The organism is Bacillus basilensis (assembly GCF_050630465.1).
GTDB lineage: Bacteria > Bacillota > Bacilli > Bacillales > Bacillaceae_G > Bacillus_A > Bacillus_A basilensis.
Window position 1 is genome coordinate 34,769 of the sequence record NZ_JBNTQO010000017.1, and the last position, 23,976, is coordinate 58,744.

The window sequence follows — 23,976 nt, forward strand, 5'->3', positions numbered from 1 at the left end:
TTTACAGGATTATTGCGTACGTGTAGCGTAAATGGCAGTAAGGAACTGAGAGGAGGTTTTTTCTCTGAATATAAATAAAGAAACAATCATCCACCTTTATCATACAAACGATATACATAGTCATTTTGAAAATTGGCCGCAAATTTCTCGGTTTGTACAAGGGGAGAAAAAGCGAAGACAGGAAGCGGGAGAGACCGTTTTGACGGTTGATATCGGCGATCATGTGGATCGTTTTCATAGTATTTCGGAAGCGACAAATGGGCTTGGCAATACGAAGCTTTTAAATGAGGCGTTATATGATTATGTAACGATCGGAAATAATGAAGGAATTACGTTAGCGAAGGAGCATTTGAATCGTCTATATGATGATGCTGGATTTGAGGTGCTCGTTGCGAATTTATTTGAAAAAGAAGGTGTACGTCCAGAGTGGGCAAAGCCTTATAAATTACATACAACGACAGATGGGATTACGATTGCCTTGATCGGGTTAACGGTTGCGTATCCAGAGTTTTATCAAATGTTAGATTGGCATATTGAAGATCCAATTAAGCATTTAGAGTCTATTTTAGAAGAAGTGCGAGATGAGGCTCATATTACGGTTGTCCTGTCTCACCTTGGAAAAAGTATGGATGAGTATATGGCAGAGCATTATGATATAGATGTGATTTTAGGGGCACATACGCATCATTTATTTGAGCGTGGTGTTCTTATGAATAATACGTTACTTTGTTGTTGTGAAAAGTGGGGACGTTACGTTGGGCACGTTCAGCTTACTGTGGATAAAGAGACGAAGAAGCTGTTGAAAAAAGACGGTAGAGCGATTAAGACAGAACGTTTAGGAGCTTATAGTAAGCCGTTATCCACAATTGAAATGCTGCAGGAAGAAAGTAAACATATTATGGAAGAGCCTGTCGTTCATTTAAAGGAATCATTACCGGTTGATTGGTTTCATGAGACATCATTTTCGCACATGTTAGCAAATGCGCTGAAAACGTGGTGCGGTGCAGAGATTGGAATGGTGAACGCTGGTGTACTTCTTGAAGGGTTAGAAGAAGGTGTTGTGACGCGCGGAGATATTCACAGAATTTGTCCACATCCAATTAATCCATGTCTATTAAAAGTGCCCGGGAAAACGTTAAGGGAAGTTATTTTGAAAGCACGTCGCCCGAATATGGAGAACCTTGAGGTAAAAGGATTTGGATTTCGCGGAAAAGTGATGGGGAAAATGATTTACGCTGGTGTAGAAGTCATTCCAGATAAGATTCCTGGGAATAAAATTTTACTCGAAGATGTATTAATTAACGGGGAATCGCTGGAATTAGATCGTATATATACAGTAGGAACGATTGATATGTTTACATTTGGCTACTTATACCCAGAGCTATCCACACTTTCTGACAAACAATATTATATGCCAGAACTACTTAGAGATGTGTTAACAGACATGTTAATAACTCATACATCTTCTGTCAAACTATAGGCTAGTTAACTTGTAACACTCATTTTTCTCTTGTCATACAGATAAGAAAGAGAGGAGTGTGAACTATGGTTAATGTGGAGCCAATTATAATCGATAATTATACGTTTATTGCGGTTAGCGTCAAACTTCCAAAGACAAATTTGCTAGCTGTAATGAGCGATAAAGGATATATTATGTGCGGTGCATTAGATGTAGGTCTTTTAAATGAGAAGTTAGGGGATCGAGGTATTATTGCTGGCCGTGCGGTTGGTGTAAGAACGATTGAACAACTTCTTGAAGCACCGCTAGAATCAGTAACGATTGAAGCCGAAGTTTTAGGTATTACGGCTGGCACAATCGGAAAAGAAGCGTTATTAAAAATGAGATAAGCATATATCGTCCCTCCTTCTTGCATAGAAATGATATAAGAAGGAGGTTTTTTTATGAGTATATTTCGTTCGAAAAATTCGCGGTTTCGAAGGGGACCTATTTCCTTTCGCCACATACTGCTTATGTCGTTTATTCTTTTTGTCATATTACTCGTGCAAGGATTATGGATTGTGAATAGTAGCATTCAGCCGACATTAATTAAATATGGGGAAGTAGAGACGCATAAAATGGCGACAGCGGTTATGACGAAGGCAGTAAAAGATAGAATTAATGAAGGGTTCGATGTCGATTCATTAATGAAAGTACAAAATGATAAAAACGGGAAAGTATCCACAATTAATTTAAATACAAAGCAAGTAAATGAAATCGTAACGTCAACGACCACATACATAGAAAAATATTTACAGCAAGTAGAACAAGGAAATTTGAAGGAGCTAGGTATTTCTGAAAAAAATGGGGCAACGATGGCAGTGCCTTTTGGTCGTGTAACGGATAATGCGCTTCTTGGAAATATAGGACCCGATATTCCAATTGATTTCACGACGATTGGTCATGTGAATACGGATATTAAACAAAAAATTGAACCGCACGGGATCAATACGACAGCGATTCAAATTATTATGGAGATGGAAGTCACGTTGCAAGTCATTATTCCATTTCATACGAAAGAAATAAAAGTAAAACAAGATGTTCCGATTGCGACGCGTATCGTTCAAGGGGAAGTGCCTACTTATTACGGAAGCGGAAGTGTTGTTGTACCTGATAAAAAGAAAACGGATAGTTAGCTGTAAATGAAAAATAACCGTAGCAATGTGCTACGGTTATCGTTTTGTATTCGCGCGTTCTTTTCGTTCCCACAGACTTAAATGCATGTATGGATCGAAAGCCCATTCTGTATAACCATTGTCTTTATACATGCCAAAATGTAGGTGGGGCGGGAATTTTCCAGCTGTGCCGGGAGGGCCGTAACCGGTGCTACCAACAAATCCGATTACTTTTCCGGGCTCGACAATTTGTCCGAGCTGTATTTCTTTTGAGAACCCGCCTAAATGAGCGTAATAATGGTAATTATTATGAAGGTCACGAATGCCGATGCGCCATCCGCCAAGGCGATTCCAGCCCTTTGTTTCAATAATGCCATAGCAAGTGGATCTTACTGGTACGCCATAGCCTGCAAAAATATCGGTTCCTTCATGAACTCTTCTTCCCCCAAAACTTCTTCCAGCGCCGAAAGTACTACGGTAGCTATGGTCACTACGAATCGGAAGGGGAAAAGCATTTCCTTCTAAATTAATACGTCCATAATGTTTATAAATTTGGGCGTACTCGGTAATTAAATCAACTGTTTTCGCACGTCTATAATATTCCCAAAGCATAATGTTAATACGTTCTTCTGACGTTCCTTGTTTCTTTAAAACCGTTGCTGCTGTATGCAGAAGGTCACGGTCGTTATTTGCATTTGCAAATCCATCTTTGTCCCCATCTAAACCGATTCCGCCAAATAGAGAAATTGTATGGGGAAGGGTATCGTTACCATTAACAGGTCCAGCCCATATTTCTGGTTTGAAATAAAGGGAAATGATGGCATCTGGTTTTTTCGGAATATCTTTTCTTACGCTCCGTATATTTCTTTCATATTGATCCATTGCAGCTAAGTAATACCACGGAATGCCTGAAGATTGCTCGGTTTCTTTATATAGTGCCATGCGCTTTTCGTATATGCTTTGCTGATTATCTTCACCGTAAGCGATGTTTTGGTGGAGAAGAAAGCAAATCGAAAGCAAAAGAGAAATTTTTCGAAGCATGAAATAGACTCCTTTCACAACATCACTCTTTTTAGTGTGGGATATACGGAGTATTTCATTATAGGGAACGATTGGAAAAAATCTTAGAATCTTCATTTGAGCAAATCGCTTTCATACGTTAGAATAGATATGTTACATTGAAAGAAGCGAACACGGTAAACTATTTCATATTGTGCGGAGTTGATAACCATGACAAAACAAACAGAATATAAGCGCAAGCCCGAATGGTTGAAAATTAAGTTAAACACGAATGAAAACTATACAGGCTTAAAGAAAATGATGCGTTCTAAGAATCTTCATACAGTTTGTGAAGAAGCGAAATGTCCGAATATTCATGAATGCTGGGCTGTAAGAAAAACAGCAACATTTATGATTCTAGGTGCGGTTTGTACACGCGCTTGTCGTTTCTGTGCGGTTAAAACAGGCTTACCAACGGAGCTTGATTTACAAGAGCCAGAACGCGTAGCAGATTCTGTAGTACAAATGGGCTTAAAGCACGTTGTTATAACAGCGGTTGCACGTGATGATTTAAAAGACGGCGGAGCAGCTGTTTTTGCTGAAACAGTACGCGCTGTTCGTCGTAAAAATCCATTTACGTCAATTGAAGTATTACCATCTGATATGGGTGGAGTAGAAGAAAACTTAAAAATGTTAATGGATGCAAAACCAGATATTTTAAACCATAACATTGAAACAGTACGTCGATTATCTAACCGAGTTCGCGCTAGAGCAAAATATGACCGTTCATTAGAGTTTTTACGCCGAGCGAAAGAAATGCAGCCTGATATTCCAACTAAATCGAGCATTATGGTGGGCTTAGGTGAAACGAGAGAAGATTTAATTGAAGCAATGGATGACTTACGTGCAAACAATGTGGATATTTTAACTCTTGGACAATACCTACAACCATCTAAGAAGCATTTACCAGTTCTTAAATATTACCCACCAGCAGAATTTGCAGAGCTTAAAGAAATTGCACTTAGCAAAGGCTTTAGCCACTGTGAAGCTGGCCCACTTGTGCGTTCTTCTTACCATGCGGACGAGCAAGTTCGTTCTGCGAAAGAAAAAACAGCAGAAGCAAAATAATGAAAAAAGGGAGCTAACGATTAGCTCTCTTTTTGTTTGTACTCCAAAACAGTATTTGAACATGTTAATAAAATCTTTTTTAATTCCTCTGTGGATAATTCAATTGTAAATTCAGGTACACCAGGTGTAATTAAAACTTTATTGTAAGTATAGATAGCGCTATCCACAATAATTGTTACATTTTGTGAATACCCGAAAGGAGCTACACATCCTGGCGTACAGCCGGTCTCTTCCCTTAGTTCAATAGGAGAACAAAGAGATAAGCGTTCTCCTGTTATTTCTTTCATTTCTCCTCGGTTGAGCCTTGTGCCCTCTAGCGTGAAAAATACGTAATAATCTCCAGACTTTGATTTTAAAAATAAGCTTTTACTTGGAGTACCTTGTAAGCCAAGCCTTTCACGTACGATACGATCTGTTTCATAATCGAGTACTGGTTCGTGTTCAAACTTTTCATAAGAAGCATTTGTTTTATGTAGTAAAGCAAGTACATCTTCGTACATATGCAGTGATACCCCTTCCTATTGTTAGTACAGTTTCTTCTCGTGGCGTCAACTGAATGTGTTCGAAAGAGATATTACTTGGACGGTGCTTCCCATAATCGTTTTAGGGCACATTGTTCATCGATTGTAATTTCGTAAATATCAGGATTCGTTAAAGCTCTCCATTCATTAAAGCCAATCGTATGATCAAAGTACTTTAAAATGAGCGTAAGTAAGTTTCCATGTGTAACGAGTAGCGTTGTAGTATGGGTTAATTTTAAAACGTCTTGGATAAGCGATATAGCACGGTCCGTTGCTTGTTTTGTTGACTCTCCGCCTGAAAAGGCAATATCTATATTTGTAAAAGTAGATTCTAGTTTTTGCATCCAATCGTCCATTGGAACGTCGCTTAATATGCGTTCCGTTAGTCGTTCATCTTCTTGGATAGACAAGTTAGCTTGGAGCGCATAGGGCCGAATAGAATCGATAGCTCGCACAAATGGGCTTGAAATAATATGATCTATTTGTGGTTGGTTTTCTAAGAGGAATGTAGCAAGGATGTTTGCTTGATTCTTTCCGTCAATTGTTAATTCAGCATCACGTTTTTGTCCAGTAGCTGAACAATGTCGTATTACAATAATTTTCTTCATAATTCATCCCCATCTTTCAAGTTGACGCTATATACTTCGACAAATGTGAAAAAAATCCCTTTTTATTGGAAATGGCATAGTGATCTAAGCATGTGGAAAAGTAATGTGGATAATAAAAAATTGAGGTGCAATGATGAAAAAAATGATATGTATCGTATTCATGATTTGTTTTCTTACGCAATTGTCCACAACATATGCACAATCCAATCACAAGTTAGATTATCCAAGTAATCGAAATAAGTCATTTGTGAGTGAGCGTGTGTTTTACGAACAATTAGATAAGAAAATTTATAGAGAATACAACAATGCAACATATAGTATTCGAAAAAAAGTCTTATTTAAAGAAGTGCCCTATGAAGAATCTTCTTTCCGACAAAAAACAGCCGTGGGTTGTCGGAGTGAAGTGGTGCTTCAAGATTCTTTTGTTCACCCTGATCGCCAAGTTTATTTTTTCGCTTCCTTTTCTCAAAATGAAGTAGAAGAGTTACATAAGTACATTGTTATAGATGCAGAAACAAAAAGGGAGCTGCGAGCAGGTAAAAGTTATCATCATTGTGGTAATCCATACAAAAAATAACCCACCAATTGGTGGGTTATTTTTACTCCGGTACACTCATTAATTTCTCTTTCATTTTACGAATAAGAATGACAGCACCAATTGTGAAGAGAAGGGTAATTCCTTCTGCAACAAAAATGTTGATTGTTTTTGTTTGGTAAAGTGCCGCGAAAAAGTCTACAAATGCGTGGAATAATACAGCGTACACAAGGAAGATATATTTCTTCTGTTTTACTGCGTATAAGACAAGCATTGTAAAGGCAATTTGCAGCACGAGTGCCATAATTCTTTCGAAGCTACCAAGGAAGTATAAGTAGGCAGGTTGCTGAATTAACAAGTCCTGTAGTCGGCTTAGTTCTGGCATTTTTTCAACCATTTGAGCGAAGCTACCGCTGTTAATTGAATTCGCAAATATAAGTGCTTGGAATGCAGAGAATCCGCCAACTAAAATAGATTCTATCCCGCCGTGACCAATTCCGTAAGCAAAGCCATCTTTATATTCTTGATATTTTTTTAGTAAGAAGAAAAAGGCAACGAAGCGTCCTAATTCTTCAAAAATACCAGCAGTTAGTCCGCCATAAAGTGCGAAGACAAATGGATTTTCTAAAATTGGAGCGATTGCTGGATTACCGCGCATAAATAGGTGGAATGGTGTTTCGAGAATTTGGGTGAATCCGATAAAGATAAGAACACCAACGCCAACCACTTTCCAATTAATATTATATTTTTTACGGAAATAAACGAGTACAATAATTGGGACCAGAATCGAGACAATGAGTTGAAAGATGATGCTGGCAATTACAGTATTTGAAACCATACTTTCACCGCTTTCTAATATATGTACATATCTATTATGCATGAAATATTTTATAAAGAAAATGAATTTACTTATTGACTCTAACGTTGCGTCATACTTTATCGTATGTACTAAGGGGGAGATACACATGACAATGAAGGTAAAAGAAGTAGCTAATTTGGTTGGAATTAGTGTGCGCACACTGCATCATTATGATGAAATTGGGTTGTTAACCCCAGATGAGACGTCAGAGTCTGGATATCGTCTGTATTCCAATGAAAATTTAGAGACATTGCAGCAAATTTTATTTTTTAAAGAGCTAGGCTTCCCTTTGAAAAAAATTAAAAAAATTATCATGAGTCCATCATTTGATCGTGAAGAAGCGCTACAGCTTCATAAGAAAATGCTTCTTGAAAAGCGTGCTAGGTTAGATAAAGTGATTGCGACGATTGATAAAACAATTCAGCATACAAAAGGAGAGATTGAAATGACGAATAAAGAGAAATTTGAAGGCTTCGATTTCAGCCATAATCCGTACGAAGAAGAAGCGCGTGAAAGATGGGGAGACGCAGCTGTAGATAAAGCCAATGAATATGCGAAAGGTATGTCAAAAGATAATCAAGAAGAGTTTAATACTATTTACAGAAATTTAGCGGTGCTTAGACACGGCGCACCTGATTCTAAAGAGGCGCAGGAAGCAATTGGAGTATGGTACGATTACTTGCAAAACTTCGGTGAATACTCATTAGATGCTTTTAAGGGCCTCGGCCAAATGTACGTCGCTGATGAGCGCTTTACGAAAAATATCGATAAGTTTGGCGAAGGGTTAGCGCAGTTTATGTGTGATGCGATGGAGGTTTATGCAGATCGTAAGAAATAGTAAAAAAATAAAGAAGGTGGAGGTTTTCTCCACCTTCTTTATTTTTTTATCATATTATTTAAAGTTTGATTCTCTGTATTGTTCAAATGAGGATTTTTACTCATTTCACGCTTTAACATATCGAGGCTTTGCGTATATTCTGTATCATTTAATGCACCAGATTGAAGGCCTTGAATTTGAGAGATCAACTTTTGGTTTGTTGATACATATGCTTTATAATAGCGAGGGACGATGGACAAAGCAGTTTTATATACTTGATCTGCTACGAGTTTTGGATCTGTTGTGTTTGCACGGTATACAACAAATACTTCATCATCGGTAACGAGCGTAGCAGCATTTGCAACGTCGGGAAGTTTGACTGTCATGCTTGTAATCATTTCAGCGACTTTCTCGCGGTTAATGGCTCCTACTTGTTTGTTAGATACTTCATGTTTTTGTTTAGATGAATAGCCGACCCTTGTAAGCCGTGTATTTGTATTTTCCGTATGATACATGTCGTTTTTATTAGAAACAAGAACACGACTTCCTTCTTCACGTTCCATTTCGGCTTTGTTTGTTTGGCAGCCTGCAAATAAGGAAAGAGTGAGGAGAGAAAGTATAATTTGTTTTTTCACGATGTATCACCTCCTTCTCCATAGCATGCACTAATTTTCAATTTTTTGTATTTGAAATTGTTGGTTGGTATGCTTTGTGATACGATAAAAAGAAGAATGCTTAGAGAGGAAGTTAATGATGGAGCAAAAGCAAGAGCAAGAGATGCATGCTACGGTGAGCATTAATAATGTTCAGTACGAAGTAATTAAAAACTTTCGTGATGGTTTTAGTGAAGAAGCATTTAAAGAGCGTTATGCAGAAATTTTAAATAAATATGATTACATCGTTGGGGACTGGGGTTATGAGCAACTTAGATTGCGCGGTTTCTTTGATGATAGTAACCAACGTTCGACATATGATACGAAAATTAGTACTTTATCAGAGTATTTATACGAGTACTGTAACTTCGGTTGTGCACACTTCGTATTACGAAAAGTGAAGAAATAAAAAAATCCTCTTACGATTGTAAGAGGATTTTTTACATATTCTCGCTTATAAACAAATCGAGATATGATCGCCTTCAGAAAGTATTGTATTTGATTTCATTTGTTTTCCGTTTAATTGAATATCCCCATTTTTAATTTTATCCACAATGCGTGTACGGCTCCAGTCGGAAATATATGTGGATAAGGCTTTATCGATGCGGTGGGAACCGAAAACGACGTCTAATACGATCGTGATTTCGGCTATGCCACTTTCTTTATGTTGCGTAATGGAGAAGTGGTAGTAGTTGTTTCTGGTTGATCCTGCTGCGTCATATCGACTGTTTCAACGTGATCAGTAAATGCTTTATAAATACGAAGTTTTTGATTCCACGTATGGTCTTTTGGACATTTATAAATGGCAAAGCGGTATATGTTTTTTCCGTTGGCGTTATGCCTACGAATATTCGTGTCAGTAAATAGGGTAGAGCGTCTGCAATTTTTACAATATTTTTCGATTGTGTTTTGCTCGTTTTCATATAAACTCCAAGAAAGTTGTACTTTCTGCATTTTCCTTCACCTCTTATAGTAGTGGTAAAGGAACGTAATACAGCTATTTGGATGTCTTGTAGTATGAAGACATGAGAAAAAGACAAAAATAAAAGGAGGTCCCCTTAGGAACCTCCGTAAACATCATACTACAGATGCGTTACGTTCCTTTGTAATGGGAATGGGCAGACTACTCCCTTGAAAAAGCACGGAGCTTTTTTGAGAGTAATGCTATCCAATTGCTGGTCCATTACAAAGTAGTTGTTGGCATACGTAGATAACGTCCTTTCTATCCAAATAGATTTATCCTTCATTATAACATAAAGGTTTGAAAATTCTAAATACTCAAAGTGAAAAAACACCAGCTAAAATAGCTGGTGTTTGAGATAAATTATATAAGTTCAAATAAAAATGAGCGTAGTTCTTCTGCAATTTCTTCAGTCATAGAAAATGCGTGCTCTAAGTAGCCTGGTTCGTTTAAATCGTCAGGACCGATGATTGCAAATTTATTACTTTGCATATCAAGGACAATTGTTTTACCGTAATGACGATCAGAGTATAAAAGCGCTAAATCATGACGCTCATTTTCTCCCATAAAGCTAACGAAACGCGTTTTTGTAGCGACAGTATCGTCGTACAGAAAGAAACGTTCTTCCATACACATGGCTCCTTTATTAAATATCTAAGTTTAAGTGTGGCTTATGATCTAAATGGTGATGCGTTTTAATGAATCGTACTGTTCTTGTTTTGTAACGCATTACGATAGAGTATGTTTCAGCTAAATCTCCGCCTAGGAATTTCACGCCATCTAATAACTCACCAGCAGATACACCAGTTGCTGAGAAGATTGCATCATCACCAGATACTAAATCGTCTAACATAAGAAGTTGACGAGGGTCTTCTAATCCCATTTCACGACAACGAGCTTCTTCTTCTTCGTTCATTGGAACTAAGCGAGCTTGCATTTCACCTTCAAGGCATTTTAATGCTGCTGCAGAAATAACGCCTTCTGGAGCTCCGCCAATACCTACGAATAAGTCGATACCCGTTCCAGGTAGTGCTGTTGCGATTGACGCACCAACATCACCATCACCAAATAATTTTACGCGTGCACCTTTAGCACGAACACGATCAATAATATCTTGATGACGTTCACGTTCTTGAACGATAACCGTTAGGTCACGAATCTTTTTATTGTTAGCTTCTGCTACAATTTCAATTGTTTTTTCAATTGGATCATCTAAGCTAATTTTACCAGCTGCTTTTGGACCAACCGCGATTTTTTCCATGTACATATCAGGAGCATGAAGAAGGTTTCCTTTATCTGCGATTGCGATAACTGCCATTGCATTTGCAAGACCTTTTGCAACGATGTTTGTACCTTCTAATGGATCAACGGCGATATCTACTTCTGGACCGTTACCTGTTCCTAGTTCTTCACCAATATATAACATCGGTGCTTCATCAAGTTCTCCTTCACCAATTACAACTGTACCTGCCATGTTTACTGAATCGAACATATCACGCATTGCTGTAGTTGCTGCATCATCTGCTTCATTCTTCTTTCCGCGGCCCATCCACTGTGCGGATGCTAATGCTGCTGCTTCTGTTACACGGACAATTTCTAGTGCGAGTTCACGTTCCAAGATTCCATTCCTCCAATTTCAAAAATCATACAAATATAACTATAACAAATAACGGAGAAAAGGTGAATTCGAAAAATTGTCGATTTTTTCAGAAGAAAGCGTTACAATTAAAATGTAAATGCTTTAATTTCCAGGTAGGTGACATTCATGTATTTTGTAGACAGAAAGAAAATAGAACAAATGCTAGTATGTTTAGAACGAGCAACAAGTACATTTCAAGAGAAAAAGATATATGAAACCGAGTTTGAATTTTACGCATTAGAACGTATAGCTCATCTAATTATTGATTGTGTATTAGATGTAGGGAATGCGATGATTGATGGATTTATTATGCGCGATCCAGGAAGCTATGAAGATATTATTGATATTTTAATGGACGAGCGAGTGATAAGTGCAGAAGATGGACAAGGAATGAAAGAAATTATCCTTCTTCGAAAAATGCTTACGCAAGATTATATTCAAATGAATCATGATGAATTATATAAGACGATTCAAAAACATATTGCAGTGGTAGAGAAATACCCAGCAAATATTCGCAGTTATTTAGAAAAGGAATTAGGGCCTGTATCTGCATTTGTACCAGAATAATTATGCTTATAAGATCCCCAAGGTACCTTTTTGGGGATCTTATATTGTATGTGAGAAAGAAAAGGGAGAAGGTTGAAGCATGGGGGAAGCACGTACGACGAAAGATGAAATTGTGCAATTGTTGAAAGTAAAGGGAGAGCACACGGTAGCGGAACTGGCTGACGTTTTAGAGATTACAGAAATGGCAATCCGTAGACATTTAAGTAATCTCGAGAAAGATGGTTTAATCTATTCTAAGATGGTAAGACAACATGTCGGAAGACCAACTTATTTGTATGGATTAAGCGAAAAGGGAGAAGATACATTCCCGAAGGAGTATAAGCAATTTGCGATTGATATGCTAGAAGATTTAGCTCGAATGGGTGATGAGAAAATACTTCGTTACGTTTTAAAAGAGAGAACGAAGCGAATGGAAGAACAGTTGCAAAAGAGAGTGAGTAATCAAAAGAATTTAGCATATAAAGTGCAAGAGATAGCAGCTATGCAAGAGAAAAATGGTTATATGGTTCAAATTAAGAGAGACGGAGAGAACTCTTTTGTAATTGAAAAACAAAACTGTCCGTTAAAGGAAATTGCCGAGAGATTCCCGCAAGTATGTGAAGATGAAAAAGAAATGTATAAGCGTTTATTTGCAGGAGCAGATGTAAAGACGCTAGCAAACATGTGCGAGGGCGATTGTAGTTGTTCTTACCAAGTAAAAGAGAAAAAATGAACGTTATGGGGCGCTTTAAGGTAAAGCGTTTTTTTCTTTGCAAAAAGCGGGTAATATAAGAGTGGTATGATAAGGTGAGAACGTTAGCATAGAAGGAGAGACATAATCGATGTATAAAGGTTACTTAATTGACTTAGACGGTACGATGTATCGCGGAGAAGAACAAATTGAAGAAGCGAGCGACTTCGTAAAAGCATTAGGAGAGCGCGGCATTCCATATTTATTCGTTACGAATAATTCAACTCGCAAACCAGAACAAGTGGCAGAAAAGCTTGTTCGTTTCGATATTCCAGCGAAAGCAGAGCAAGTATTCACAACGAGTATGGCAACAGCAAACTTCATTTACGAACGTAAACAAGACGCAACTGTATATATGATTGGTGAAGAAGGCTTACATGATGCACTTGTGGAAAAAGGATTTGAACTTGTGGATGAAAATCCTGATTTCGTTGTTGTCGGTTTAGATCGTGACATCACATATGAAAAATTAGCAAAAGCTTGTCTTGCTGTGCGTAACGGCGCAACGTTTATTTCCACAAATGGAGACATTGCCATTCCGACTGAGCGCGGATTATTACCAGGTAACGGTTCATTAACATCAGTTGTAGCAGTATCAACAGGTGTGGATCCAATCTTTATCGGAAAACCAGAATCAATCATTATGGAACAAGCTTTGAAAGTGCTTGGCATAGAAAAGAATGAAGCATTAATGGTTGGGGATAACTACGATACAGACATTTTAGCAGGAGTAAATGCTGGCATGCATACTCTTCTTGTCCACACAGGAGTCACAACTGTGGAGAAGTTAACAGAATATGAAGTTCAACCAACGCAAGTTGTGCATAACTTGACGGAGTGGATTGAGAAGATGTAATGAAATGCAGGTAACCGGAAGAGGTTACCTGTTTTTTTTATGCATAATTGCATATGTACTATAAGTATATAAAATGTAAAATTTAAATGTAGTGATGTAAGGGGAGAGAATAAGAATGTACTGGATGTCATGTATTATGTTTGTTTTTACATTATGTGTTTTGTTTTTTATTCTATGGAAGATATATAAAATAAATGAAATGAAAAAAAGCGCAGGAAAACGCATTGCAATGTATCCTCGGGTGAAAAGACGTTGGGTTGCATTACTTGGACCAGCATATTTCATTGGACAATGTATGTATATATATGCTCGATACGTAAGTGGCGATATTGATACAGTTGAACAGTTTCTCATTCAGCTAGGTATTCATGCTGTAGCAAGTTGTTTTATGACTTTAATAGCCATCCATCTTATTAAAAGTGTACAAATATATGAAAAAGGTGTAGTAGACGGACTAAACTTTTATTCATACGAAGAATTGAAAGGCTATAAAACATCAACATGGGAAAATCCAAAAGAAAATATATTTTTATATCGCGGGCGAGAAAAAATGAATGACAATGTGAATTTACTTATTAGACAGGAAGATATGAATGAATTAGAAAGCATTCTTCAAAGGTATATTCCGAAATTAATGATGAAATAAAAAAACTCCGGTTGTTAAAGCCGGAGTTTTTTTATTAAAATGCACGATTCACAACATCTTTAACTTCTTCAAGATATTGTTTACGCACATTATCATCCACAGAAGGAACACTCGTATAGAATGTGTGCTCAATTGTTTCAATGCCTGTAAATTCAAAAATACCAACATCAGCTGTTTTCTTCATTGCGTCAAACATACCGCCTGCTGTGTATGCTTCTTTCGTATTTCCCATTGTAGATAATAGTAAGCCTTTTTTACCGCTTAATAACTTCTCGATACCATTTTCACCGTAAGCATAAGCGAAGCCGTGGCTAAATACACGGTCAACGTATCCTTTTAAAATAGCAGGAAGTCCCGCCCACCAAACTGGGTAAATGAATGTAATGCTATCAGCCCAAGAGATATGCTCTTGCTCTTCTTTAATATCTTCTGGTGTGTTTCCTTGAGAAAATGAGATGAAATCGGAAGCGCCTAATACTGGATTGAAGTTTAATTCGTATAGATCGCGAACGCGTACTTCGTGACCTTTTCCTTCTAATTCACTTTTTACCGTTTCTAAAATCGCATGGTTGAAGCTTTCTGTATTTGGGTGTGCATAAACGATTACATGTTTCATTGTTCTTCCTCCTATTTGTGGATATGTGAATAGCTTTTATGTATTCGTGTAACTATTATGGTTACTTTTATTATGAGAGTCAACTTTTCTGACATGAGAAATATTAGTGTGTGACAAAAAAATACAAAATAGTAGGGATTTTGCATTTCTGAATAGAATATATAGATCGGTAAATAGAGAGAGAAGGGGATATGGGGATGAATATTATTGAAATTGAAAGGTTAGAAAAATCATTTGATATTGGGGATAGTAAAGTAAAGATATTAAAAGGTATTAATCTTCAAATTCAAAAAGGAGATTTCGTTTGTATTATGGGGGCAAGTGGATCGGGTAAAACGACCTTACTTCAGTTGTTAGGTGGATTAGATATTCCGTCGGTAGGTAGTATTCGAGTTGACGGTACAGAGATTTCAACATTAAAAGAAAAAGAGCTCGCTTTATTTAGAAGGCATAAAATCGGTTTTATTTTTCAGCAGTTTAATTTGATTCCAGTGTTTAGCGCAGAAGAGAATGTAGGGTTGCCGTTACTGTTAGATAATGTCTCGCAAAAGAAGGCAACGGTGAAAGCAACTCGTTTATTAGAACTTGTTGGATTGAAGGGAAAAGAAAAGCATTTACCAGCACAGTTATCTGGTGGGCAACAGCAAAGGGTTGCGATCGCAAGAGCTTTTGCAAATGAGCCGGCTATTCTATTAGCGGATGAGCCAACAGGGGCATTAGATTCAGAAAATAGCAAAAATATAATCGCAGCACTTCGCAATGCGTGTGATGAGCTAGGACAAACAGCTGTCATTGTAACGCACGACCCATTCGTAGCGGCCCATGCGGATAAAGTTGCTTTCTTATTAGATGGTGAAGTGATTCATGAACATGCTGAAAGTAAAAGATGGAAATTTCGAAATATCCCGCAACAAGTTACTCACATTCAAGAGATTATGAATCGTCACTTTAAAGTAGGAGGTAAAGGTGATGCGATGGGTAATTAAATACGCGGTAAAATCGATGAAACAAAATTGGCTGCGAAATATGTTGATTGCTCTCGGTGCAGCTTTAGGTGTTATGTTAGCAACGATGTTATTACTTGGTAATCAATCAGTAGAACAAAGTGTGAAGGAACAAGTAGTAAGTCGGTATGGAGATTATAATTTACAATTTGGCTATATAAAAAACGATATGTATTTAAATAATGAAAGTTTAAAAGGAATAGATGGCTTAGAAAATGCTGAAAAAATATCAAAAGCACTTATACCGTATCCTTTTCCACATTATAAAGAATTATCGGGAAAGCCATCTTACTGGGGTGTTGAGCAAGATTCTCCAGAAATGCATTCTTATAAAATATTAGAAGGACGATATCCGAAAGAAGGTGCTGAAGTAGCACTGACAAAAGGGTATATAGATCGTGAAAATATACGGGTAGGAGATACGATTAAACTGCCATTTCCGCAGCATGGTGAAAAGACTGTGAAAGTTGTCGGTATTTTAAATCCACCGTTAATGGCGTCAATGGGACATAGTGCTTATTTTCCAATCCATTGGCTTCAAAAAGAATTAAATTTACCAAATCAATTCAATCTCGTTCAAGTGAAAGTACAAGATGTAAATGTGAAAGAAGCAATTACTTTTGATGTACATAAAAAGATTGAAAATATAAAGGTGGACCAACGTACTTATGTAGATAAGGCATTTGAACGACTAAATGTACTGAAGCCATTAATTTTTAGTTTAGGTGGTATTGCCTTATTTGTTGTAGCCCTTTTAATAATGGGAAGTTTCTTCTTATCTGTCAGAAGTCGATTTAAGCAATGGGCATTATTACGTGCACTTGGTAGTAATCCAAATCAAATTATATTAGTCGTTTTATTAGAGGCTTTATGTATTGGGGCAATCGGATCACTAGCAGGAGTTATTCTTGGAGCAGGTACGCAAACAATTGCAGCATCATTCATTAACAAATGGGTGAATATTGAGGAAGCAGGGAAAGCATCATTCTCGATTTCAGGCGAGATTTTACTCATTACGTTTTTATTAGGGATAGTTATGTCTATCATAGGGGCCATTATACCTGCTTTCATGGTTAGAAAGATTCCGCCAGTTCAAGCACTTCGGCCAGGTCTTCCTAGTAATGAGAAAAAAGAAAAGAGATGGAGTGCTTTTAGCCTTAGCATTCTAATCATTGGTACTGTTATTGGACTCACGGGTAACATATTAGAGCAGTATATCGGTTTTAATCCAAGTGCGATAGGTGCGCTGTTATTTGCGGTCGGTTTGTTATTTGCGATTCCGTTATTTATTCGTATGATAGCACCAGTAATTGCAAAACCACTTCAAATGATATTACGAATTGAAACGACAATTAGTAGCCGGAATGTAATTCGTTATCGGAATAAGGCAGCTGTGTCAGTTGCTATATTAGCATTTGGTTTTATGTTAGCGCTTGTTGGGACGATGTATATAAACTCTATTTACGAAGGCATGAAAGATGGGTTACAAAAACATTTACCGGCTGATTTAGTAATAAGAATTCCAATAGAATCGCAAAGTACTGAAGTATTACCATTTAGTTGGATGGAGCAGATTAAAAAAATTGATGGTGTAGAAGAGAGCGTAGCAAATGTTACTGACTTTACAGCGAAACTTATAAATTATGATTTTAAAAAAGCGGATCAAGAGTGGTATGAAAATGTGAGGAAAGATGATTTTGAATATGATGTGATAGAGGTTGTGGGGAATGATATTGTTGCTTATCAAAAAGTAACAAAAGCGAAAGTGATTACAGGACAAGATTTAAATAAGCCATTAAAAGATGGTGAGGGAGTCGTTACGAAGAGAACTGCTAAAACATTAGGGATTCAGTTGCATGATACGATTGAAGTACAAGGAAAAGGGAAAGAAAAACAAACGATTAAAGTCGTTTCGATTATTGAGCAAGGATTAAGGGGAAGAGGATTAGACATTTTCGTAAATGAACAATGGGTTCGTGATAAGTTTCACGTGCAAGGATATGAAGCAATTCAAGTTATGACAAATTCTAATCAATCATTTGAAGAGATTAAGAAGCAAGTAAAACAAATTACAAATAATAAAGAGAATGTAGAGGTTATTAATAGTCATGAGTTATTAAAAGAACAGGAGGAGTTATTATCGCAAATGATGATGTTAATTCGCTTGTTAGTCGTAATTGTTTTTATTATTTCTGGTATAGGGTTAATGAATGCGATTGTCTCAAGTTTACATGAAAGACGTGCTGAAATTAGTATGATTCGTGCGGTAGGAGCTATTCCGAAGCAAATGAGACGGATCGTTTTATTAGAGGGAACTTTACTTGGAGCGATAGCTGGTTGTATTGGCATTTTTGGCGGGATTTTGTTTAGTTATATTGTGTTATCAAGCTTAGATCTAACGGTTATTATCATTCCGTATAATCAAGTTTGCATATTAGCTTTTGCTAGTGTGGTGCTTGGAGCAGGAGCAGCATTGATTGCGTCATTACAATTAAGAAATTTTAAATTAAGTGATACTTTAAAGGAGTTATCAGCATAAAAGATTGCTATACCCCGCTCATACAAAGAACAAAGAAGACGAATAAAATGATGACAATACCAATGCCGAAGTTAAATACGAGAGTACTATCCATATATGTAGCCTCCTTGTTTGAAAGTAAAAAGCACTCTAGTTAAGAGTGCTTTTTTATTTTGAATCTACTTTATAACTTTTAGAAAGTGATTTATGCGTGTAATGATTTACATTATTTTATGTATTTATACTTTGAAATGAGTAAGTCCTTGTTGGATATAGAAAAAAAGACACTCTTTCGAGTGTCTTTTAAGATGACAAAATGTGCCAATTGCTTGAGGTTGATAAGACGCTAATTTCCGTGTTAACGCCTTTTCTCTAATCAAGAAGTGTAGCAACAGCGATTCAAATAAATTGTACCACTTGTTTAATGGCTGTGCGTATGTAATTCTGCATATTGCAATTAGAGGGAAATGAGGCACGAAAAATGAATGAGTATATATAGAATATTTGATAAGGGGAGAGAAGGATGGATATACATAAGTTAACGGTAGAAGAAGCAAATGAGATAAATACGTGGACGTACGAAGAACCTTATAATTTGTATGATTTTTCAGGTGAGAAAGAAGTAATAGAAGAATTATTAGATGGAACGTATTATGGCTGTTGTAACGATAATGGGGAGTTTATCGGCTATTTTTGTTTTGGAGAAAATGCACAAGTGCCCGGTGGAAGTGATGCAAATTTATATGGTGGAGAAGATGTAATTGATATCGGACTTGGCATGAAGCCAGCGTTAACAGGGAAAGGGCTGGGGAAAATGTTTTTTCAAGCTGGGATAGCCTTTGCTGTTAAAGAATATAAGCCGAAAACGTTTCGACTTAGTGTAGCGACATTTAATACAAGAGCGATTACGCTTTATAAACACATAGGTTTTCAACAAGGCCCTATTTTTGTAAGCCGCGGGAGAGAATTTATGCTCATGGAATACAAAAGACCGTCAGTATGAAACTGACGGTCTTTCATATTTCATCCCACATCAACTGCCCGTAAAAGCCTGATTGGTGAAGGCTAATAATCAGTGGGGGATGAACAAAACCCCCACTGATTAAAGTTTTACTTTATTCCGAATGCTCAGCTCTGTGCGCTAAGCGGCTTGAAGCAGCGGCAGCGATTCCGCCAACGATATCATCAAGGAATGTATGCACCTTTCCAGATGATTTATCATTTAAGTATTCTAAAATACCAGGTTTTAATTTATCGATATATCCAAAGTTCGTGAAACCGATAGAACCGTACACATTAACGATAGAAAGTGCGATCACTTCATCAATTCCGTATAAGCCTTCATCACGTTTTACGATATCTTGTAACGGCTGACTTAACATTCCTTTTTCAGTAAGGACATCGAGTTCGATACCTGTAATCAGTGCATTTTGTACTTCACGTTTTGATAATACACGCTCAACGTTATAACGGCATTCTGACATCTCTAAATTTGGATGATATTTTTTTTGAAGAAAATGAACAAGCTCAGCAATATCGTCAATTGTTACACCGCGTTCTTGTAATAGTTGTAATGCTCTTTCTTGTAGTTGATTTGATTCTTTCATGTTTATCACCTTTTTTTCTTTTTAGTATTTGTATACGTTTCGTTGCTTTATCATGTGCATAGGAATGAAAGGCGAGCACAAGCTCATATATATAAAGAAAAACCATAGGTGGCGACTGCGATGATTCATCATATTTATGAGCATTATCACATGCATGTTAAAGAATTAATCCCCCTTGGCCCCTATAAAAGCTTTTGGATTCGCAACAAAATTTATGTACTTGTTCCAATTGGAGAAATGGAGGAAGAAGTACTTGTAGAGATGAAAAAGCTCAGTGACTATATGAACCAGCAAGGGGATTTAACTGTAGCGACTTTCGTTCCGACTATACACGGCTACTATGTAAGCGAGATAGAAGAACAAAATTACTGCTTATTAAAAGGTATGCGTGCGTTAGAACGACATGCTACGTCATTAGGAAGTGAGCTTTCTATATTCCATAAACGAGGTGCATTCTTTCCAGAAGAAGTTGAGCAATTAAGCCGTATTGGTGAATGGAAAGCGTTATGGGAAAAAAGGCTCGATCAATTAGAAAAGTTTTGGCAATCACAAGTGATGAACCACCCTACAGACGTATTCGATCAATTGTTTATTGAATCCTTCCCGTATTACTTAGGAGTTGCAGAAAATGCAATTCAATATGTTGTTGATACAGAAATGGATGATACGCCGCAATTAACTGATGCAGCAACAATTTGCCAAGAACGATTCACACCTTTATTATGGCATCAAACGAAGCGTCTCAAACTTCCTTTTGACTGGGTGTATGATCACCCAACTCGAGATATGGCAGAATTGATTCGCTATATGATGATAGAAAAAAAGAAAGACTGGGAGAAAACAATCGTTCAATTTGTTACAGATTACGAACGAAATTATTCACTATCCTCATTTGGTTGGCGCCTATTATTTGCAAGACTCTTGTTCCCGCTTCACTATTTTGAAACAGTCGAACGCTATTACCAAACTGGAAACGAAGAACAAAAAAGCATATATAGAGATCGCTTAGAAGCCATTTTACACGATGTGAACCGCTCTGAGCAATTTATGAAGCATTTTTATGGCTCACTTCGTTTACCAGTCGATAAGCTCGGGATTAGGAAATTAGATTGGCTGTCTTAAAATAAAAAAGAGACCGATTGAGGTCTCTTTTTTTATACTACAATTGTATGTAATACATTATGCCCCTACCTGTTGATCTGCACATATATTTAAAACGAATTGATGCTTTTCGAGTTTTTCATTTACTTTACTTAATAATTCTTGCTGGATTTCTTTAAATAAAAATTGATAGCTCGCATTCCATGTTGGTATAACGGATGAAAGATCTAATAAATACTCTTTTTTCTTTTCTAGTTCTTGAATTGTTAAAAAAGTGTTCCCCATTTTTGGCATGTGTCGTCCCCCTATGTTTTTTACTTTATATGTGTGAACGATTCATTATATAGTATCAATTATCGCATTTTTTGAGAAGGATTTCCAATTTTGTTTTATGATGTTAACGCATAAGTGATATTTGAATAAAAAAAGAGACCCATTGGGGTCTCTTTTTAGCAAGTGACTTTGAACGAGCCGCTTCCGCTTTTAGATTAAAATACTTGTTCTACTTCGATAACGCCTGGTACTTCTTCAAGTAACGCGCGCTCGATACCAGCTTTTAGTGTGATTGTAGAACTTGGGCAGCTTCCGCATGCACCCATAAGGCGTAATTTTACGATACCTTCTTCAATGTCTACTAATTCAACGTCTCCGCCATCGCGAAGTAAGAATGGACGTAATTTATCTAATACTTCTAGTACTTGTTCTTGCATATGTGGGTTTTCCATTTTTATCGACTCCTTTCATCAGTTTTATTATAATCAAGATAGAGGGGAAAATCTATTTTTTCTGTTCTTGTTTTATTGTCGAAATTTTTTATCATGTTTACAACGTGTTTTTTCAGTATAGGGATATGGAATAAGTTTGTAAAATGATGTGCTTATGTACTAAGACATCTGAATATACTGTTGAAACAAGAAGTGGGGGAGAAGAAATGGTTAATGTTCAAGTGTATGGGACGAAAGTAATTTGTGCGAGCTGCGTTGGAATGCCATCTTCAACAGAAACGTTTGAGTGGTTACAAGCGGCGATTGGTCGTAAATATGAAGGAAAAGAAAATAAATTTAATTTCGAGTATATTGATTTTCAAGAAGAACAAGAAGATGAAGATAAGAAAGCATTCGCAGAGCGAGTAGTGGAAGAAGATTTATTTTATCCAGTCGTTCTTGTAAATGGAGAAATTGTTGGAGAAGGAAATCCTCGTTTGAAGGATGTTTACGAAGAAATCGAGAAATATTTATAAAGCAGGAAGTCTTTGCGAATTTGCAAAGGCTTTTTTTATTGGAGGGATAGATGTGAAAAATGGAGTGAAGCATGCGTTACCAACAGAAGTACAACAGTTAATGGAGCGGTACACAGTAGAATTAAAAGAAATTTTTTTGGATGAAAAAATAGTCGGGGTATATATTTACGGGTCTATCGCACTTGGTGCATTTCATGTAGAAACGAGCGATGTTGATTTTGTTACGGTAATAAGTGATTCTGTGAATGAGGCTGAAAAACAACAACTTGTAGAATTACATAAGAAACTTAGTGGTAGTGCGTTAGGGGAAAGAATGGATGGTATGTATATTCCGCTTGTTGATTTAGGGAAATACAACGATGAAATGAATGAGTACGTGTATTGTGCAGATGGTAAGGCGAATATAGGACATTGGGATATTAATGCAGTCACATGGTGGACATTGAAAAATCAAGGTATTACAGTTACCGGGAAAGAAGCAGAAGACCTTTCGTTTCAAATAAGGTGGGATGATGTAGTAAATACGATGAAATACAACGTAGAACAGTACTGGAGTGGGAAGGCGAAGCAGCCATATTTATTCTTTATAGAAGAGTGGGTAGAATCAGCGGTCGTTACGATGGGGCGTATTTTATATACACTAGATCATAAAACAATCGTTTCAAAAGATAGAGGATTGCAATATTTGTTAGAACGTTCAGCGGAAGAATGGGAGCTTTTATTAAAAGAAGTAGCGAGAATACGGCAGAATCCAAAAGAAAAGCGAATGCTCTCAAGGTGGAGGAGGGCAGATATGACGAAGAGGTATTTACTGCACTTAATTGAGACATGTAGAGAGAAATGGTAGGGAAGGAAATGGACAATACAGTTGGTTGTATTGTCTTTTTTTATATTTCTTTTGGTATATAATGGTTAAAATGTTTAATTATACTGGAGGGGATATGATGGACACGGAATTAGTTACATATAAAGAAAAGAATGTACAAATGAGTATGCTCGAAGTAATCAGTATGATAGTAATTATTTTTGGGGTCATGTATGGAATTGGTTTTTTGAACTTTTTATATGACTCCTCATTATATCCGTGGTATGTAAATCATCTCATTTCACCTTTTACATTTTTTGTAATTATTTTAATGTATGCACCAGCGAGAAATTACTGTTTACATTTAATAAAATCATTACAATTCAATAATTTTAAATATTATGTAACGATAGTAATAACAACGATTGTACTGCTTATATATCTTGCAGTATTAAATGTAGTTTTACCACATGGGCTTGGTGTGGATGAGTCTAATAGAGTAATAGAGCCTACTATAAGTAAACTCATTTTATACGTAGTTGTGCTCACAATTTTTGCGCCTATTTGGGAAGAAATTGTATTTCGAGGTATGTTTTTCGCGAAATTATCTCAGCGTTTTTCTACACTTAGTAGTGCCGTCATAAGTGCTTTCATATTTACTTTAGGTCACCCCCTTACAGTAGGTAGTATTTTATATATTTTTGGTATAGGTGTATGTTTAGCCTATACATATAAGAAAACAAATAATTTACTCGTTCCAATTGGGATTCATGTATTCAACAATTCATTCTATTTATTATTGAATTTTCAACTGTAAAAAGACGCCTTTTTGAAAAGGGCGTCTTTCCTATTTTGTAGTAAGTAGAAAGGGCTTTACAAGCATTGTGTAGAGGCAAGGTAATACAAAATATAAATAGTTTCATGTGAAACATTTTTATTATCAAATATGTAAA

At 36.7% G+C, this 23,976-nt stretch carries 29 protein-coding genes and 1 pseudogene; 18 read left to right on the top strand and 12 right to left on the bottom strand.

Annotation, left to right across the window (positions count from 1 at the left end; translation table 11 throughout):
• Nucleotides 1-88 precede the first annotated feature (88 nt).
• From ACQVV1_RS23695 to yunB, 3 genes are all read left to right on the top strand, one after another.
• Nucleotides 89-1,480, top strand: a complete 1,392-nt coding sequence (locus ACQVV1_RS23695) for a bifunctional metallophosphatase/5'-nucleotidase (RefSeq protein ID WP_098555377.1) — start codon at nucleotides 89-91, stop codon at nucleotides 1,478-1,480.
• Nucleotides 1,481-1,545: 65 nt separating this feature from the next.
• Nucleotides 1,546-1,848: a YunC family protein gene (locus ACQVV1_RS23700; protein WP_088098274.1), complete on the top strand. Its 303-nt coding sequence runs from the start codon at nucleotides 1,546-1,548 to the stop codon at nucleotides 1,846-1,848.
• A 54-nt stretch (nucleotides 1,849-1,902) separates the two neighbouring features.
• On the top strand, nucleotides 1,903-2,634 hold the full coding sequence (yunB, locus tag ACQVV1_RS23705; RefSeq protein WP_242254738.1) for a sporulation protein YunB: 732 nt from the start codon (nucleotides 1,903-1,905) through the stop codon (nucleotides 2,632-2,634).
• Nucleotides 2,635-2,670: 36 nt separating this feature from the next.
• Here yunB and ACQVV1_RS23710 read toward each other — a convergent pair whose 3' ends face one another.
• A complete protein-coding gene (locus ACQVV1_RS23710) occupies nucleotides 2,671-3,654 on the bottom strand; it encodes a M23 family metallopeptidase (protein WP_063222130.1) in 984 nt (327 codons plus the stop codon).
• Nucleotides 3,655-3,843: 189 nt separating this feature from the next.
• On the opposite strand from ACQVV1_RS23710, the gene lipA reads away from it, so the two are divergent.
• The gene (gene lipA, locus ACQVV1_RS23715; RefSeq protein WP_000166375.1) at nucleotides 3,844-4,740 is read left to right on the top strand and encodes a lipoyl synthase; all 897 of its coding nucleotides are present in this window, start codon (nucleotides 3,844-3,846) and stop codon (nucleotides 4,738-4,740) included.
• A 20-nt stretch (nucleotides 4,741-4,760) separates the two neighbouring features.
• Here the strand turns inward: lipA and ACQVV1_RS23720 are convergent, their stop codons facing one another.
• Together ACQVV1_RS23720 and ACQVV1_RS23725 are read right to left on the bottom strand one after the other, a co-directional pair.
• Nucleotides 4,761-5,240 carry a YbaK/EbsC family protein gene (locus ACQVV1_RS23720; protein ID WP_063222129.1) on the bottom strand — a complete coding sequence of 160 codons (480 nt, stop codon included), beginning with the start codon at nucleotides 5,238-5,240 and terminating at the stop codon, nucleotides 4,761-4,763.
• Between the two features lie 74 nt (nucleotides 5,241-5,314).
• On the bottom strand, nucleotides 5,315-5,869 hold the full coding sequence (locus ACQVV1_RS23725) for a histidine phosphatase family protein (RefSeq protein ID WP_242254735.1): 555 nt from the start codon (nucleotides 5,867-5,869) through the stop codon (nucleotides 5,315-5,317).
• Between the two features lie 130 nt (nucleotides 5,870-5,999).
• Between ACQVV1_RS23725 and ACQVV1_RS23730 the strand changes: the two genes are divergently transcribed.
• Nucleotides 6,000-6,446 carry a hypothetical protein gene (locus tag ACQVV1_RS23730; protein WP_373605299.1) on the top strand — a complete coding sequence of 149 codons (447 nt, stop codon included), beginning with the start codon at nucleotides 6,000-6,002 and terminating at the stop codon, nucleotides 6,444-6,446.
• Between the two features lie 22 nt (nucleotides 6,447-6,468).
• Here ACQVV1_RS23730 and ACQVV1_RS23735 read toward each other — a convergent pair whose 3' ends face one another.
• Entirely contained in the window at nucleotides 6,469-7,284 is an 816-nt protein-coding gene (locus ACQVV1_RS23735; RefSeq protein WP_142332700.1) for a YhfC family intramembrane metalloprotease, read from the bottom strand.
• Between the two features lie 85 nt (nucleotides 7,285-7,369).
• On the opposite strand from ACQVV1_RS23735, the gene ACQVV1_RS23740 reads away from it, so the two are divergent.
• Nucleotides 7,370-8,101 (top strand): MerR family transcriptional regulator, encoded by a 732-nt coding sequence (locus tag ACQVV1_RS23740; RefSeq protein ID WP_242254733.1) that lies wholly within the window; start codon nucleotides 7,370-7,372, stop codon nucleotides 8,099-8,101.
• Nucleotides 8,102-8,139: 38 nt separating this feature from the next.
• On the opposite strand, the gene ACQVV1_RS23745 is transcribed toward ACQVV1_RS23740, so the two are convergent.
• Nucleotides 8,140-8,715, bottom strand: coding sequence for a YhcN/YlaJ family sporulation lipoprotein (locus tag ACQVV1_RS23745; protein ID WP_063222124.1), 576 nt, complete (start codon nucleotides 8,713-8,715; stop codon nucleotides 8,140-8,142).
• Nucleotides 8,716-8,830: 115 nt separating this feature from the next.
• Here ACQVV1_RS23745 and ACQVV1_RS23750 point away from each other — a divergent pair, with 115 nt between their 5' ends.
• The gene (locus ACQVV1_RS23750; protein ID WP_002003766.1) at nucleotides 8,831-9,142 is read left to right on the top strand and encodes a YutD family protein; all 312 of its coding nucleotides are present in this window, start codon (nucleotides 8,831-8,833) and stop codon (nucleotides 9,140-9,142) included.
• A 45-nt stretch (nucleotides 9,143-9,187) separates the two neighbouring features.
• On the opposite strand, the pseudogene ACQVV1_RS23755 reads toward ACQVV1_RS23750, so the two are convergent.
• The 3 genes and pseudogenes from ACQVV1_RS23755 to glpX form a co-directional block, all read right to left on the bottom strand.
• A pseudogene (locus tag ACQVV1_RS23755) lies at nucleotides 9,188-9,687 on the bottom strand (DUF1062 domain-containing protein).
• 370 nt (nucleotides 9,688-10,057) lie between these two features.
• Nucleotides 10,058-10,324: a DUF3055 domain-containing protein gene (locus ACQVV1_RS23760; RefSeq protein WP_000392613.1), complete on the bottom strand. Its 267-nt coding sequence runs from the start codon at nucleotides 10,322-10,324 to the stop codon at nucleotides 10,058-10,060.
• A gap of 16 nt (nucleotides 10,325-10,340) precedes the next feature.
• A complete protein-coding gene (glpX, locus tag ACQVV1_RS23765) occupies nucleotides 10,341-11,312 on the bottom strand; it encodes a class II fructose-bisphosphatase (protein ID WP_000439090.1) in 972 nt (323 codons plus the stop codon).
• A gap of 147 nt (nucleotides 11,313-11,459) precedes the next feature.
• On the opposite strand from glpX, the gene ACQVV1_RS23770 reads away from it, so the two are divergent.
• From ACQVV1_RS23770 to ACQVV1_RS23785, 4 genes are all read left to right on the top strand, one after another.
• The gene (locus tag ACQVV1_RS23770; RefSeq protein WP_000274001.1) at nucleotides 11,460-11,900 is read left to right on the top strand and encodes a DUF86 domain-containing protein; all 441 of its coding nucleotides are present in this window, start codon (nucleotides 11,460-11,462) and stop codon (nucleotides 11,898-11,900) included.
• 79 nt (nucleotides 11,901-11,979) lie between these two features.
• Nucleotides 11,980-12,612 (top strand): helix-turn-helix transcriptional regulator, encoded by a 633-nt coding sequence (locus ACQVV1_RS23775; protein ID WP_000503346.1) that lies wholly within the window; start codon nucleotides 11,980-11,982, stop codon nucleotides 12,610-12,612.
• A gap of 109 nt (nucleotides 12,613-12,721) precedes the next feature.
• Nucleotides 12,722-13,486, top strand: coding sequence for a TIGR01457 family HAD-type hydrolase (locus tag ACQVV1_RS23780; protein WP_063537924.1), 765 nt, complete (start codon nucleotides 12,722-12,724; stop codon nucleotides 13,484-13,486).
• Between the two features lie 115 nt (nucleotides 13,487-13,601).
• On the top strand, nucleotides 13,602-14,132 hold the full coding sequence (locus ACQVV1_RS23785) for a DUF5673 domain-containing protein (RefSeq protein WP_242256495.1): 531 nt from the start codon (nucleotides 13,602-13,604) through the stop codon (nucleotides 14,130-14,132).
• A 34-nt stretch (nucleotides 14,133-14,166) separates the two neighbouring features.
• On the opposite strand, the gene ACQVV1_RS23790 is transcribed toward ACQVV1_RS23785, so the two are convergent.
• Nucleotides 14,167-14,748, bottom strand: a complete 582-nt coding sequence (locus ACQVV1_RS23790) for an NAD(P)H-dependent oxidoreductase (RefSeq protein WP_048534641.1) — start codon at nucleotides 14,746-14,748, stop codon at nucleotides 14,167-14,169.
• A 197-nt stretch (nucleotides 14,749-14,945) separates the two neighbouring features.
• Between ACQVV1_RS23790 and ACQVV1_RS23795 the strand changes: the two genes are divergently transcribed.
• From ACQVV1_RS23795 to ACQVV1_RS23805, 3 genes are all read left to right on the top strand, one after another.
• Nucleotides 14,946-15,734: an ABC transporter ATP-binding protein gene (locus ACQVV1_RS23795; protein ID WP_242256497.1), complete on the top strand. Its 789-nt coding sequence runs from the start codon at nucleotides 14,946-14,948 to the stop codon at nucleotides 15,732-15,734.
• On the top strand, nucleotides 15,718-18,291 hold the full coding sequence (locus tag ACQVV1_RS23800; protein ID WP_431169595.1) for an FtsX-like permease family protein: 2,574 nt from the start codon (nucleotides 15,718-15,720) through the stop codon (nucleotides 18,289-18,291). The genes ACQVV1_RS23795 and ACQVV1_RS23800 overlap by 17 nt, the downstream gene beginning before the upstream one ends.
• A gap of 502 nt (nucleotides 18,292-18,793) precedes the next feature.
• On the top strand, nucleotides 18,794-19,273 hold the full coding sequence (locus ACQVV1_RS23805; RefSeq protein WP_242256501.1) for a GNAT family N-acetyltransferase: 480 nt from the start codon (nucleotides 18,794-18,796) through the stop codon (nucleotides 19,271-19,273).
• Between the two features lie 112 nt (nucleotides 19,274-19,385).
• Here the strand turns inward: ACQVV1_RS23805 and ACQVV1_RS23810 are convergent, their stop codons facing one another.
• A complete protein-coding gene (locus ACQVV1_RS23810) occupies nucleotides 19,386-19,877 on the bottom strand; it encodes a phosphatidylglycerophosphatase A family protein (protein WP_000665104.1) in 492 nt (163 codons plus the stop codon).
• A 120-nt stretch (nucleotides 19,878-19,997) separates the two neighbouring features.
• Between ACQVV1_RS23810 and yutH the strand changes: the two genes are divergently transcribed.
• Nucleotides 19,998-20,999 carry a spore coat putative kinase YutH gene (gene yutH, locus ACQVV1_RS23815; RefSeq protein ID WP_242256502.1) on the top strand — a complete coding sequence of 334 codons (1,002 nt, stop codon included), beginning with the start codon at nucleotides 19,998-20,000 and terminating at the stop codon, nucleotides 20,997-20,999.
• 57 nt (nucleotides 21,000-21,056) lie between these two features.
• Here yutH and ACQVV1_RS23820 read toward each other — a convergent pair whose 3' ends face one another.
• Nucleotides 21,057-21,272, bottom strand: coding sequence for a hypothetical protein (locus tag ACQVV1_RS23820; RefSeq protein ID WP_016136920.1), 216 nt, complete (start codon nucleotides 21,270-21,272; stop codon nucleotides 21,057-21,059).
• Between the two features lie 194 nt (nucleotides 21,273-21,466).
• Nucleotides 21,467-21,703 (bottom strand): NifU family protein, encoded by a 237-nt coding sequence (locus ACQVV1_RS23825; protein ID WP_000431159.1) that lies wholly within the window; start codon nucleotides 21,701-21,703, stop codon nucleotides 21,467-21,469.
• 206 nt (nucleotides 21,704-21,909) lie between these two features.
• Here ACQVV1_RS23825 and ACQVV1_RS23830 point away from each other — a divergent pair, with 206 nt between their 5' ends.
• The 3 genes from ACQVV1_RS23830 (at nucleotide 21,910) to ACQVV1_RS23840 (ending at nucleotide 23,840) form a co-directional block, all read left to right on the top strand.
• On the top strand, nucleotides 21,910-22,218 hold the full coding sequence (locus tag ACQVV1_RS23830; protein WP_044740522.1) for a YuzD family protein: 309 nt from the start codon (nucleotides 21,910-21,912) through the stop codon (nucleotides 22,216-22,218).
• Entirely contained in the window at nucleotides 22,187-23,065 is an 879-nt protein-coding gene (locus ACQVV1_RS23835) for a nucleotidyltransferase domain-containing protein (protein WP_431169596.1), read from the top strand. The genes ACQVV1_RS23830 and ACQVV1_RS23835 overlap by 32 nt, the downstream gene beginning before the upstream one ends.
• A 97-nt stretch (nucleotides 23,066-23,162) precedes the next feature.
• Nucleotides 23,163-23,840, top strand: a complete 678-nt coding sequence (locus ACQVV1_RS23840) for a CPBP family intramembrane glutamic endopeptidase (protein WP_242256506.1) — start codon at nucleotides 23,163-23,165, stop codon at nucleotides 23,838-23,840.
• Nucleotides 23,841-23,976: the final 136 nt, after the last annotated feature.